Here is a 13,818-nt window from a genome sequence, read left to right as displayed (position 1 = left end):
GCGCTCCTAGCCCCGGCCCGACGGCACCGGGTGGACTTGTCGACGAGACGCGTCGTGCCGATCACTCCCATGGACGGCTCTGCCACCGTACGAGCGCTTCCAAACACGACAGAAGTTCCCGGAGGTGCAACGATGAACAACGCCTGGCAAAAAATCCAACGACTTACCAGGCTGGGTGCAGTATGCGTGCTCTTGGCCACGACTCTCGTCGCCATCCAAACCACTCAACCCGCCCAAGCGGCCGACGTTCCGCCGAATCCGCTCGACAAGCCCGGTTGGATCCTCGACAGGAACGACGAATTCAACGGCAGTCTCGACAACAACCTGTGGATCACGAACTACCTTGAATCGCGAACCCCGGAATCGCGGTCCAGGGCACGCTACGGATTCAGGAACAACGCTCTCGTCCTGCGGATCGACGGCGATCAGCCCACGTACTATTCCAACAATCCGATGAAGGTCTCCAGCATCCAGACAGGGCAAAGGACTGACCTACACAAGAATGATCGCTACGATCACTCGATCCCCACCATCATGAAGTACACGCCCCAGCACGGCTACTTCGAGATCCGCGCGAAGAGTAACGGCAGAAGTGGAATACACACCGCGTTCTGGATGATAGGCAAGCAAGACACGTGGGAGCAGCGCGGGGAACTCGACATCATGGAACACGCGGGCATCCATGGGCGCAGCCGGTTCAACTACAACCTGTTCAGGTGGTCAGATCCGAACCTCTCAGATTCCACCCAGAGCGTCAGCGTCGGTTTCGACATGACCACGGAGATGCACATCTATGCGGTCGAGTGGACCCCGACTCAGCTCAAGCTGTATGTCGACAATGTGCTGACGAGGACCATCAACCAGTCTCTGAAGTATCCGGCGGTGTTCCTCCTGGGTATCTATGAGAGCGCGGGATGGACCGGATCCGTGGATCCCAACGACGCTAGGCCGAAAGAGTTCGTCGTCGACTACTTCCGCGCCTACAAGAAGGACAGCGGAGGCGACGGCGACCTCGTCAACGGCGCCACTTACAAGATCAAGAATGCGGCTACCGGCCGGTACCTAGATTCAGAGACGAACGGCGTAGTGATCGCCACCGACCCCCACCAGTGGAACGACCAGGACTGGATCGCCACCCAGCAGTCCAACGGCACCTGGACGTTCCTTAACGCGGTGACCGGACGCTACTATCTGGACAGCGACGCCACGAATAACCGCGTCATCTGGAACAACGGGGAGATCTTAGGCGACTCGCGATGGCGAGTTGAGCCAGCCTCCGGAGGCTTCCGCCTCAACAACGACCGCTCCGATCGCTCCTACATGTATGCCACCTCGGCCGGTGAAGTGAAGTGGAACACCGGCTCGACCGACGGCAGCACGGTTTGGATCTTCGAGCGCAAGTAGCCGGATCGGAGTAAGCGTCCGTCAACCAGGCGCTTGCACGATAGCGAGGAGTCACATCAAAGGGATCCGGGGCCGGCGGCCATCGTGCTGGTCCCGGAGCCGTAAGCCGGGCAACAAAGGCCCCTCCCTGGCGACAGGCATCAATCCGTCGCACATCAATGGAGGACCCCCGTGAAGCGAATACCACCTGCGAGCCTCGCCCACCGACGTAACGATGCCCTCCGGGCGGAGAAAGCACACGCTCCAGAGAACACCCAAGTCCCTGTCGGCCTCGGTCGATATTCCAAGCTCACTCTGCCACGCAGCTCGGCGGTACCGCTGCTCGTGCGGTTAGAGGTGGAGCATGGTGCAAGCTAGCGAGCCAGCGAGCACTAGGGGCAGGTGGGGCCGGGAGTTGAGGCGCTGGCGTGCGCGTGCCGGCCTTACTCAGCTACAGCTTGCCGTGCGCCTCGGCTACGATCACACCTACATTTCGAAAATCGAAAGTGGCCACCGCCTGCCGCGCATCGAATTTGCCAGTCGAGCCGATGGCCTGCTCGATGCCGGCGGTAGCCTGATCGCCGCCGCTACTAGCGTGCTGACTGACAACCGTCCGGGAACTGTCCTATCTGGAGCCGCTTTCGCACCGTTACGCCGAATGGCGGAGGCGGCATACCTGCGGGAGTTGTCGACACTGCTTCGGCGTGGCCGTTTGCCGACGCTCGGGGTGACCTGCCCGCTGCATGACAATAACCTGTGTGAAGCTGATTCTCCGATCGCCACCCTGGCGGAACTCCTCGCCGGCGCCGTCCATACGACGATCGGCGTCGACGCGGTGCACGGTCTAATCACCCTGTTGCGCGGCTTCATCGATGCCGACCGGCGCCGGAGCACCACCGATGTCATCCCGGTGGAGCATACGCTGGGCGTTGTCATCGGTCTGATGCCCCGGGCGCGCGGGCGCATGGCCGTCGGCCTGATGCAGGTGGCGGCCCGCTACGCGGATCTGGCCGGATGGCTGCGGGTGGAGCAGGGTCAGTACGGGATCGGCATGATCTTGCTTCAGCGCGCTGTCGAGTGGGGACAGTCGTCTGGCAACGTCGCGACCGTCTGCGAGGCGTTGAGCCGGATGAGTATCGTCGCGCGTCTGGAGGGCGATGGGCTGACTGCGCTGGCCTACGCTGAGGCTATTGCGGCAGTGGAGCCGGCGCGCAGGTGGACGACCGTGCTCGCGGAGCTAGACGCCGCACGCTGTTACGCCCATGTTGGCGACCAACGCGAGTTCGAGGCACATATCAGCCAGGCGCAGCGGGCGGCCGGGCGGTTGGGGGATCACGACCTTCTGGAAGCTCCGTGGCTGTTCGGAGCGGAAGGCAACGCGTTCATCGCCTCACACGTGTCCGGCGGTCTACGTGATCTGACCGATGTGACCGGTGACGGTGCGATCGCGTCCCGGGCGACCAGGTCCGCGCAGGCATCGCTGGCCAGCATCCCGGCTTCGATGCATCCCAGCCGGATCCTGCTGACCTTGCGGGTGGCGGACACCTACGCGTGCCGCGGTGAACTGGAAGCCGCCCTTGAGGTGGCCCGCCCGGTCGTGGCGGAGGCAATATCCATTAAGACCGCTTTGATCCGTCAGGAGCTCGGCCGGCTGCGGATCAGGGTTGGCGCGCGGCTGGATGAGATGTGTTGACAGTTCCAGTCGGCGGGATCGCCGTGATCAGCCCTTCGTCGAGCCGAGGGTCAGGCCGGAGATTAACTGGCGCAGGAGGATGAAGAAGACGAGCAACGTGGGCAGGCGACAAGTACCGAACCGGCCGCGAGCAGGTTGTAGTCGGCGAAGTACTCGGCCCGCAGGTTGTCAGCGTGCTGGTGACCGGAAACTCCGTCGCGGTCATACCGCCGTTGCCGACCTTTAGCACGTCGGGTCGTTGTAAGCGCCCTGCTGGGCGAACGACTCCAACCCGACCAACTCCCATCGCATCGATATGGCTCGTTTGACACTACGATGCGCGCGAGTGACAATATGTGACACTCCGGTTCTGCGGGAGCCGGACAGGGCATTAGCAGCGAACTTGACGGCCTGTGCCTGCCTCGGTCGCTCGACGTGGAGCGCACTTCGTCGCACGGCGGCCTTCGGTGTTCCCCATCAGCACAACGCTCACGAGATCGGTCAATCCAATGCCAGCAACCTGTGCCACCAGTCCCTCACCACCTCACACCCGTTCCGTTGTCCGCCTTGTGGTCAGCCTTGTCAGCACGCTTGTCCTGGTGCCGGTCGTCGCACTTGCTGGCGCATCGTCGGCCAGCGCGGACACCAGCCAGTTCAGGGGCGTGAACTGGGCGGTACCGGGCGACAATTTTGTCCGAGGTTTGCTCGTCCTCGACGGGCTGAGCCAATCGGACAGCTACGCGACCGTCCGGGCAAAGGCAGACGCGATCTACAACGGGTTCACAAGCCAACTCGGCGTCAACACCGTGCGTTTGCCGATCAACACCCATACCGTCGGCTCATCGTGGTGGAGCGCCTATCGCGGCACGATCGACGCAGCCACCGCCAGAGGCTTCAAAGTCATCCTCGCCTACTGGGAGGACGGGGCGGCCTCAGGCGGCCGGATCACCAACACGTCGGCCTTCAACTCGATGTGGAACACCGTGACCTCACAGTACGGCTCCAACAGCCTGGTCCACTTCGAGCCAATGAACGAACCCCACGGCTACAGTTCCTCCGAGTGGATGAACCTCGCCGCCTCGTGGATCAACGCTCGCCCGTCGATTCCGAAGGGCCGCATCCTCATCGGCGGCACCGGCTACAGCCAGGATGTCAGGCCGATCTGCGCCGACAGCCGCTTCAACGGGACGCTTCTGTCCTATCACCACTACACTTTCTTCTATGGTGAGAAGGATTATGCCGGCTGGGTCTCCAGTTTCCGGGAGCGCCTGGGCAACTGCGCCTCACGCGCGGTCACGACCGAGTTCGGTGCTCAGATGGACTTCGGACTGAACTACCACGACGCCGGCAGCACCAACAACTTCGTCCGGTATTTCCGCGCGGTCACCGACTCCATGCGCGACCTGCGGATGGGCTCGGTCTACTGGCCGGCGATCGGCGGGAAGATCAGCGAGTACGGCTACGACAGGTACTCCATGTTCCAGCTCCAAGGAAGCGGCACCAACCTGACCTTGAGCATCCGCAACTCCACCGGCGCCGACCGCCTCAAGCACGGCTGGGGCGACGGCGGAGGCGATCCCGCGACGGTCACCCTCACAGCGCGGCACTCAAGCAAATGCGTCGACGTGGTCAGCGCCTCCACAGCCAACGGGGCGGAGATCGCCCAGTACAGCTGCAACGGCGGCAGCAACCAGCGCTGGGAATTCCAGAGCCTCGGCAACGGCTACTACCGAATCGCCGCCCAGCATTCCGGAAAATGCCTCGACGTGGACGCCGCCTCGACCGCCAACAGCGCCAGGATCCTCCAGTGGACCTGCGGTAACGGACAAAACCAGCAATGGCAGGTCCAGGACGCCGGCAGTGGCTATGTGCGCCTGGTCGCACGCCATTCCGGCAAGTGTCTTGACATCCCGAGCAGCTCCACCGCCGACGGCACCCGCCTAATCCAGTACACCTGCAACAGCGGGCAGAACCAGCAGTTCATGCGAGCCGCGGCATGAGCCCCTTTAGCTGACATCTACCAGACAATCCGACAAGGGGCCGCGGCATCGCCTGAGATGTCGCGGCCCAGTGCGGACTTGTGACTGCCGGTACGCTGCGCGCGCCACAGGACATCGAATCCGCAGGGTTGCGGCCGTCGTGCACCGGCGTGTCGTCGAGATTGCGTTCATACAAGGGATGCGGTGGTGGCGATCGAGGCCGAATGGTGCACTGAGGCCGGCGGGCGAGGAGCGTTCTCCTCCCTGTCACGACGGCGGAACTCGCGCGGGTTCGTACCGTTTGACGGCGGTGAAGTGACGGGAGAAGTAAAACGGATCGGGATAGCCCACTGCAGCGGCGATCTCGGCCACGCTGTGGTCGCTCGTGATGAGCAGTTGGCGCGCCCGGGCATCCGCAACCGCTTCACGTATTCGGTCACGGAGAAGCCGGTCAGGGTGCGGAACCGGGCCGAGAAGTGCGAGGTGCTGTACCCGGCCAGGGCGGCGAGCGCGGGCAGGTTGACGGGTGCTGCGAGATGCGCGCGGAGGTGGCCCTGTACGCGGGCGATGGGCTCTCGGGCCACCCACCGTCGGTCCCGTTCGGCAGCCAGCTGAGCGAGTAGGTTCCACGCTGCGCCGGCTGCTGCAGTAAGCCTCCAGGAGTGCCTCGTCGATGGTGTCCTGGGCCAGGGTGCCGGCGAGGTCTCCGGTGGTGGCCGCCGTGTGGGCCAGATACTCGTCGAGGATCGTGTTGCGGAATCCCTCGCGCAGCAACCACGCCTTGATCTGCGGGTCGCCAGTATCGGCCAGGCGGTTGACCGCGTGGATACGGTCCCAGCCGTCCACCCGCCGAGCCAGGTCGAACACCGCGTCGACCCGGTCCGGCTGTGAACGCCTCAGCGCCACGACGGCGTACAGGGTGAGGTCCTCAAGCGCACCCAACAGGAGCAGTCGCCAGTTCAGGGAAGGTCGGGATCTCGGTGCTCGGCCACGAAGCGCTCGCCCGTTTCGTCGTCGACCAGCGAGTTGTCGACCAGCCATTCAATAGCCCGCCGCTTTGCGCGCACGTCGCGGAAGGCGTACCAGGCTGGCAGTAGGTGCGGATACTCCTCATGCAACTTGTTCTTGAACCGCCGGAAGGCCCCCTTGCCCTGGATCGCTCGCGCGAGTCTGCGGCCGGCCGCCGCGTCACTGATCCTCTCGGCGAAGTCGGCCATGTCCTGGTACCAGACGTAGGAAGGCAAGGGATCAATACCGACCAGGTCGAGGTCGTCAAGGTCGATGGGCGTGTGTCCGTCGATGCCGCCGTCCGTCGTCCAGAACACGATCTCGCCGGTCTGCGGGTTGATCAGCCATCGGTGCTCGTAGTCGGTCTGGTCCTCGAGCGCAGTGGCGATCTCCTCTAGGTCTAGCCTGCCCAGGTCAAGCATCCGGCCACCATAAACCCGCTCCTGTCCGCGCTTCGACCCGTGACCAGCGGCTAGAAGAGTGAACGTCGACGCGAGCAGTCCGCTGCCGTACCGACCTGTGCTCTGGAGCGGGCCGTCGGGGATCGACGTTTACCATTCGGGGCGTGGCGACTTACGAGGAACTGACGGAGCTGAGTCGTCTGCCGGACCCGTCTACCCTGCTGTTCAGCGCACGGTCGGGCGCGCCAGTGGAGGGCGAGCCGGGCCGCCGCGAAGCGGTCGAGCACAGGTCGTTCCTCGCGGGCCGTGACGGCTACACCGTCACGCCGTTGGACACGCGTTCCGGGCATGGGCAGTGTGCAACGTACTGCGGTGACGTGGATATCGACGGGCTGGTCTACCAGATGCACCGAGGGCCACGCCGGCGGATCGCGCAGGCGTGGATGGACAGTGAGGGCGCTTGGCAGGGCAGGTTCGTGCTCGACGACGCGATCTGGGCGGTACCCGTACCGCCGGAGCCGGAACCGATCGACTGGCCGTGGTGCGCGGGCGGCCCGCCGGACACGCTCCGTCTGGCTGGTTCGGGGCCGGTCGACGGCACCTTCTCGGTCTGGATGGCCGAGCACGCTGATGGCACCGGGCGCGGGATCGTCATCCAGCACGACCCCCATGAGGATGAGCCCCACACCGTGTGCTTCGAGCCCGCCCACAGCGTGGTGGAGGCTGGCCTCCGCGGGTGGGCGCTGCCCGACGACGAGCTGGCCCTGCAGTTCACCCAGGATGCTGCCACCGAGTTGGAGATCCCCGACGTCGATGGTTGGCTGCGGTTCCGGCTTGCGGTGAAGCCGGCGGCGCGGCGTAAGCTGCGGGCCGGGCTGGAGAAGATACTCCAGCTGTCCATTTGACGGCCCGCGCGCCTATGGGTGCGTCCTTCGATCAGTACACTTGATCTTGGCTCACTCGGAGCCGCGTGCAGAGCAGGTTCACGTCATGTCGATAATGTACGCCTCCTCGCGCACGTCGGGATCGGGGTGGTGGCGTAGGTGGAGTAGGAGGTCCCGCCAGGGTGTGGACCATCCGAAGGTTGCGCCGGGCCGGGTGAGCTCGATGGCGAACAGTCCACCGCTGAGGTCGCCTCGGTCGGCTAGCCGCAGGATGGTCGGCTGGAGGACGGTGGCGTCGATGGAACTCGGAAGTTCCCGCAGGCGGGCAGCTACCCGTGCGGCCATGCGGACGGCCAGCGCGGGTCGCCCGGCGCACAGATCCGCGATCTCGTCGAGGTTGTCGAGGCGCCCCAGACCGACCAGCATCGCCGTCGCCGGCCCGGTGAAAACGGGTTGTGCGGCGAGCTGTTGGGCCGCTGTGACCACCGCCGACCGATTGGTATCCAGCGGTGTGCTGCGCGCCCAGATCACCGCTCCTTGCGCCAGGGCTTCGATGCGCCGGCGGGCCGGCCAGTCGGCGCCGGGCCCGGCCGGCTGGGAGTCCGCGGCGTCGCGCTGCGCGAGGCGGTCGAAGGCGACGTCGAGGCCGGCACCACGCAACGCGCGCAGCAGCTGGGCGATCTCGATCGTGGCGGGGTGCTCGTCGAGGTCGGTGAGCCGTTCCAGGACCAGCTCGCTGATGTCGCCGGCCCAGTGGGACCAGTACGGTAGCTGCTGGAACGCGGCTCTGCGGACTTCCCGGTCCGCGGAGTAGCACGCCTCGGTGATGAGTGCCGCATAGTGTGTCCGGTACCGATCGGCGACATCGCTCACGGAGGCCGCCAGCACGGCGCGGCATTCCTCCCTGCTTCCGCGCAGCGCCGTCTTGAGGATCGTCCAGCTTGCCTCGGTGTCGAGCCGTTGACGGGCGGCGGAGACGATGGCGGCGCCGACGTCGCGGTGCGTCTGCGGGTTCGTATACGTGTCGAGCAGCGCCCTCATCACCTCCGGCGGGCCGTATCGGACCAGCAGGCGCGCGGCCTCCTTCCGGCTGGTCACCTTGGTGCCGGGGTCGAGCAGCACCGGATGCAGCGCGGCGGGCAGCCGTGACGGCGCCACGAACCGCACGGCGCGCGCGGCCGCGTAGAGCGCCACCCGGGCCCGGTCGTCGCCGGAACGGCCGAGCAGCAGGGGCAGCGACTCGGCGGGCCGGTCGGTCCACACCAGGGCGCCGAGCGCCGCCTCGGCGAGCACCACGGTGGGCGAGTCGACGTAGCGCAACACCAGCACCTGCCCAAGCGCGGGGATCGGGGCGGCGGCCCTGATTGCCGCGGCCTGCTGCCGTACGCCGGCCGCGGTGTCGGCCACGACGCGCTCCTGCAGTCTGATGTACGCAGCGTGCTGGCGGGGCAGCCACCGCTCGGGGTGCACCGGCCAGCCCGGCACCCAGCGTTGGTGATCGGAGACGAACCGGCCCCGCGGCGGATGGTCGAGCACCCGGTCGAGCAGGTCGGTACGGGAGGTGCAGATCGCCTGCCACACGACCGGGATCGTCACCGTGGTCGGGTCGGCGGTGAGGACCTGCTCGAGGCGGTCGCTACGTCCTCGCGGGTTGTCTAGCCACAGCTCGACGGCTCGGACGGCCACCGACTCCGGGCTGTGCCGGCCGGTCGCCCGGTGCAGCAGCTCCTGCAGCGCGGGCACCCGCCAGGCGCGCTTGCCGAGCGCTCCGGTGAGCGCGAACAGCGGCCCGTAGCGGCCACGCTCCATGGCGGCTTTGACCCAGCTGGACAACCGGTCGGCGACCATGGCCTCCTGCCCGCGGCGCAGCACCACGTCGAACCGGCGCAGCACGGGCGCCTGCGCGGTGGAGCCGACCAGGTCGATGGTCAGTAGCGCCCACTCGCGCAGCTCGGGCACGTCGACGTGGTGTTGCAGGGTGTCCGCGGCGAGAGCGCTCAGCGCGGACGTCGTCACGGCCGACCCGTCCCGCGCCTCGACGGCGTCAGTGGTCAGCCGGGTCAGCCCGGCCGCCGCGGCGGCGGTCAGCAGTCGGGCGACCGAGGCGAGCGCGGTCAGCGCGGCAGAGCGGACCGGGTCCTGCTCGTTGCGGAGCCGGCCGAGCCGGTCCACCAGCTCGGCGACGACCTGCGGGTTGCGCGAACGGCGGGCGGCGTCCACCAGCAGTACGTAAGCCTGAGCCCGCTCGCCGGCGTCGCCCGAGCGCAACGCGTCCGCCAGCGCGGCCGACGCATCCGGCCAGGCCAGGAATGAACTCCAATGGCGCACCAAGTCTTCCCGCTCACGGATGTTCGGCAGCCCCAGCACGCGGGTCGCCTCCCGGATCCGGACCGCCGCCGGCAGCGCCTCCATGACCTCCGTCGGCGGTACTCGCGTGGCAGTGTTCACCTCGGCCAGCGCGCCGTCGTACAGCGCGCCGCGCCGCGCCGGCGGGACCTCATTGAGCAGCGCCGCGAACGTCGTGGCGTTGTCCCGGACCCGGCGGGCCAGCGGGACGAGCCGGTCAGTGGGTAGCACAGCCAGGCGACGCAGCAGCGTCGGCGGCAACGCGGCACGCCCGATCCAGACGGCACGGTCCGGCGCGGTGAGCAGGGCGGCGACGCGGTCGGGGTCATGCGCGGCGAGGAGACCGTACGCAGTCAGGCCGCCGGGCAGGCGAGCCGGCGGCGCGTACCGCTCCAAGAGGTCGAGGACCGTGGCGGGGTTGCCGTCGAGCACCGCATGACCCACCTCGTCCCAGATCCGGTCTCGGACTTCGGGCGTGGCTGCGGCCAGTCGCGCCTCCGCCCGCTCCAGAACCAGGCCGGGGTGCCGACGCATAAGCGCAGCGTTGTCGGCTGCGTGCTCCAACTCGGGCAGCAGTGACCGCACCACCGGCGCGCTGCACGCAGGCAGCACGGCCGCCGCCTCGTCGTCGCCGTATTCAGCACGGACCCCCGCGATCAGGGCATCCGCGGTCGTCGGCGCCTTCATCCGGCGCAGCAGGCGATAGATGAGCCGCCGCTCCATCGCCGACAGGTCCAGATCCACCTCGCCGAGCAGGCCAGCACGCGCGGCCGCGCCGAGCGCGGCGGCCTTGATCGACGGCTGCGGATCCCGCAACGCGATCTCAACACCGTGGGTGTCGCCCACCACCATCGACGCGACGAGGGCCAAGTGACGTTCGTACGCACCCAGGCGCCGCAGGTCGGCACACACCTCCACGCGATCGGCGGACACGCGGGCCCACCCGGCCACATGGCGTAGCCGCTGCCGATAGGGCAGCGAATCCAACGACGTCAGCAGTTCCCGGGTGGTTGCGAGCACGCCGCACATTCTGCCCGCTCACCCTCGGCCACGAGATCCAATATCGCCCGACGACGGGCTCGCCGGCCGATCTCCAAGGCTACGAACACCGCCCGGCATCCGCTCATCGGCATCAAGCACGACCGAGCGTCGCAGCACCCGGTAGCCGGTCACGGTCCGTAGCGCCCGATCGGCGGTGAACTATGCCAGGACGAGTACCGCCCGGACGTGGGGCATCGGATCTCGGGCAACAGCCCTTCATCTGCAGGTGGGCACGTGACGGCAGAGATTGCCCGGCGCCGTCGGTGGACCCGTCTCTTACGGGGATATGTAAGGTGCCTCGACAAGCCGGACACCTGGCCGACGCCGCAACACACCACGACCACCGAGACCACCCGCTACGGCACAGCCCGGGCCGCCAGTTGGGACCGGCTGCACCCAGGTTGACCCGCCGCACCTGCTGGCTCGACCACGATGGCGACCGCGACCCCCGAACCGGTTGTGGCTGTGCTCCTCGGCCACCGGCGCCACCGCCGCCGACGTCGACCGCTGCTGGCAGTCGTTCCTGCGCCGTTTCGATCTTGAACACACCTTCCGGCTGTTCAAACAGACCCTGGGCTGGACCCGTCCGAAGATCCGTACCCCCGAGGCCGCTGACCGGTGGACCTGGCTGATCATCGCCGCCCACACCCAACTGCGCCTGGCCCGACCCTTGGCCCGCGACCTTCGCCGACCCTGGGAGAAACCGACCGCACCAGGCCGACTCACTCTCGCCCGCGTCCGCCGCGGGTTTCGAAACATCCGCCCGAAACAGCCCTGCCCGCCGGTGCACCGAAACCCGGCAAGCCCGGCCCCGGACGGCCGCCCGGCTCACCAGAACCGCAGACCAGCAACCCGCCACGACGTCGGGAAAACAATCAAACGCGACCTGAGCATCACCGCCCGGAAACAGCGCACAGGTTAAAGAACAAGCTGAGCTGGCCGGCAGCCGTGGCTCAGCTCTCGGGGCCGAGGCCGAGCTGCCCGAGGAACTCCATCTGGTCGAAGTACAGATGGTGCTCTTTGATCTTGCCGTTCTCCACGGTCGCCACGTCACAGCTGCGTACCTTGATGGGCCGGCCCGTCGCCGGCACGGTCTCACCCGTCGGCAGCGACAGCGGAGCCGTGTTCGTGCCTTCGAGCCAGCCCTCGTCGATCGCCGCATTGCCGGCCTCGTGCTTGCTGATCGGCTCGTAGTGGCTGTCCGGGAATGCGTCGATGAGGTGCCGCCAGTAGTCGGCGATCCCCTCCCGGCCCCGGACCTCTCCCGCGTCCGGGGTAACGATGACGGCATCGTCGGCATAGAACCCCATCGCCGACTGGACGTTCCGCTCCTCGACCATTGCCGTGGTGAGCTGGTCCATGACCTTCCGCGCCTGTCCCACCATTCCCCCGAATGCACTCGTAGCACGGCCAATACGGTCAGTATCAGTCGAAGCCATCTTGATCACCACAGCTTTCGCAAACCGGGTTCAAGGGCGTTTCTCCCGCCAACTCTGACACTGCCCCGTGCAGCTGCGCGAAGGTGGTCCGGCCGCGCTCCCAGACGATCAGCTCACCGTCGAGCACCACCCCGGGCGGGACGGCCGCCCGGGTCGCCCGCGTGACGTCCGGGGAATACACGTCAGTTCCGGCCGGCCCGCGACTGCAGGTACACCCCGTCGGTCTCCCAGAAGGCGATCGCCCGCCACCCGTCCTTCTCCAGACTTCGTATGTCTCACGAGACGGTCTCGTTCCGCGCGCAGGCCAGCAGCGAAACAATTCCCAGTCGGTGGCTGCGTTTACGACTAAGTCGTGTCTTCGTCACTTCGGGCGCCGCTCAGCGCCGGACACTGTTGATCTTCGATCTGTGGCATTGCCCTGGCCCTGGTGGCGATGACCACTCCCGGGTCGCCTACGCCGAGATCCGCGGCGACGAAACCGCGACCACCGCCATCGACGTGCTTCGCAAATGCTCATGACGATTCAGGACGATTCTCCGAAGAGGAGCTGGCTCAGCTCTGGGCTTCCGGAGATCAACCGGCGTCGCGGGCACCACGCCTACGATGAGTCGGTCGTCGAAGGAGGTCCCGGTGGGTTCGTTCTCGCGCAAGAGCAGAGACAATCGCTCCGACGTCGAGCAGTCGCGAGCGACGTACCAGCGCGCTCTGGCGCTGTTCGACCAGAAGCGCTGGTCGGAGGCAGCCGACGGGTTCGCCGAGGCAGCCGGCGCCGATCCGGGCTCGTCGAGCTGCCGACTATTCCTCGGGGTCTCGCTAACCAACGCCGGTCGGTGGGAGGAGGCACTCGAGCCGCTGCGCGCGTGCCTCGACCTGCGACCGGAGTACTCCGAGGCGCACAACGCGCTCGGCATGGCCCTCGGCAAGCTCGGCCGCTTCGCGGACGCCGACGAGCACATCGTGCACGCCGCGCGCCTCGGCCACCCGCAAGCGGCGACCACCATGCGGCGGCGGGGTATCGACTACTGCCGCGAGTGCCACCGGCCCGTGCACCGGACGGAGCCGGGGACCTTCGACGTCAACGTGATCTCGCCCAAGGTCGGCGTGCAGTGCACGGCCTGCGACGAGGTGTTCTGCGTTCCCTGCCTGCTCGGCGACGCCGACTCGGCGTTCAACGTGCCGTGCCTCCGATGCGGCGGCGAACTCACTGTGATGGAGCTGGACCGCTGAACCTAGCGGGCGTAGCCGCAGCAGTCACTGTCGCTCGGCGTGTCGAGAACGTCGACGTGGTCGACGCGATCCGCCACCTCGACCGCACCGGCTGCCAGTGGGACGCGCTCCCGGCCGACTTCCCCCACCACAAGCTCGTCTACCACTACTTCAAGACCTGGACCGCCGACGGAACCCTCAACCGAATGCACAACAGCCTGCGCGAACAGGTCCGTGAGCAGGTCGAGGACCGCAACCCGCAACCGACCGCGGCGGTGATCGACTCCCAGTCGGTGCGAGGCGCGGAAACCGTCGGCCGAGCCACCCGCGGCTACGACGCGGGCAAGAAAACCAACGGCCGCAAACGACACATCGTCGTGGACACCTGCGGCCTGCCCCTCGCGATCCTTGGTCACCGGCGGCAACACGCAGGACCGCACCAGCGCCCGACCCCTACTC

Annotated in this window: 9 protein-coding genes and 1 pseudogene; 6 read left to right on the top strand and 4 right to left on the bottom strand. The window is 67.1% G+C overall.

All coding sequences use genetic code 11. The annotated features are described in order from the left end of the window. The first annotated feature begins 132 nt into the window (after nucleotides 1-132). From C1I99_RS04175 to C1I99_RS04160, 3 genes are all read left to right on the top strand, one after another. Nucleotides 133-1,404 (top strand): family 16 glycosylhydrolase, encoded by a 1,272-nt coding sequence (locus C1I99_RS04175; protein ID WP_158553960.1) that lies wholly within the window; start codon nucleotides 133-135, stop codon nucleotides 1,402-1,404. 343 nt (nucleotides 1,405-1,747) lie between these two features. Further along, nucleotides 1,748-3,076: a helix-turn-helix domain-containing protein gene (locus tag C1I99_RS04170; RefSeq protein ID WP_111132810.1), complete on the top strand. Its 1,329-nt coding sequence runs from the start codon at nucleotides 1,748-1,750 to the stop codon at nucleotides 3,074-3,076. A 578-nt stretch (nucleotides 3,077-3,654) separates the two neighbouring features. Continuing rightward, entirely contained in the window at nucleotides 3,655-5,055 is a 1,401-nt protein-coding gene (locus C1I99_RS04160) for an RICIN domain-containing protein (protein WP_233512315.1), read from the top strand. 246 nt (nucleotides 5,056-5,301) lie between these two features. Here the strand turns inward: C1I99_RS04160 and C1I99_RS32210 are convergent, their stop codons facing one another. Both C1I99_RS32210 and C1I99_RS04155 read right to left on the bottom strand, forming a co-directional pair. After that, on the bottom strand, nucleotides 5,302-5,976 hold the full coding sequence (locus C1I99_RS32210; protein ID WP_146603884.1) for a helix-turn-helix domain-containing protein: 675 nt from the start codon (nucleotides 5,974-5,976) through the stop codon (nucleotides 5,302-5,304). A 17-nt stretch (nucleotides 5,977-5,993) separates the two neighbouring features. Then, entirely contained in the window at nucleotides 5,994-6,464 is a 471-nt protein-coding gene (locus C1I99_RS04155) for a UPF0158 family protein (protein ID WP_111132808.1), read from the bottom strand. Nucleotides 6,465-6,607: 143 nt separating this feature from the next. On the opposite strand from C1I99_RS04155, the gene C1I99_RS04150 reads away from it, so the two are divergent. Further along, nucleotides 6,608-7,348, top strand: coding sequence for a hypothetical protein (locus tag C1I99_RS04150; RefSeq protein ID WP_111132807.1), 741 nt, complete (start codon nucleotides 6,608-6,610; stop codon nucleotides 7,346-7,348). 78 nt (nucleotides 7,349-7,426) lie between these two features. Here the strand turns inward: C1I99_RS04150 and C1I99_RS04145 are convergent, their stop codons facing one another. Together C1I99_RS04145 and C1I99_RS04135 are read right to left on the bottom strand one after the other, a co-directional pair. Next, nucleotides 7,427-10,702, bottom strand: a complete 3,276-nt coding sequence (locus tag C1I99_RS04145; protein WP_111132806.1) for a hypothetical protein — start codon at nucleotides 10,700-10,702, stop codon at nucleotides 7,427-7,429. A gap of 965 nt (nucleotides 10,703-11,667) precedes the next feature. Continuing rightward, complete coding sequence (locus C1I99_RS04135) at nucleotides 11,668-12,075, bottom strand: ester cyclase (protein ID WP_233512314.1); 408 nt, start codon at nucleotides 12,073-12,075, stop codon at nucleotides 11,668-11,670. A gap of 708 nt (nucleotides 12,076-12,783) precedes the next feature. On the opposite strand from C1I99_RS04135, the gene C1I99_RS04120 reads away from it, so the two are divergent. Together C1I99_RS04120 and C1I99_RS35145 are read left to right on the top strand one after the other, a co-directional pair. Further along, complete coding sequence (locus C1I99_RS04120) at nucleotides 12,784-13,380, top strand: tetratricopeptide repeat protein (RefSeq protein ID WP_158553957.1); 597 nt, start codon at nucleotides 12,784-12,786, stop codon at nucleotides 13,378-13,380. Then, nucleotides 13,341-13,715, top strand: a pseudogene (locus C1I99_RS35145) (transposase); the annotation flags it as partial. The gene C1I99_RS04120 and the pseudogene C1I99_RS35145, both read left to right, overlap by 40 nt. Nucleotides 13,716-13,818: the final 103 nt, after the last annotated feature.

This window comes from Micromonospora deserti (genome assembly GCF_003236335.1).
GTDB classification, from domain to species: Bacteria; Actinomycetota; Actinomycetes; order Mycobacteriales; family Micromonosporaceae; genus Micromonospora; species Micromonospora deserti.
The sequence above is the reverse complement of the archived record's forward strand: the minus strand, read 5'-3'. Positions and strand labels throughout refer to the sequence as shown.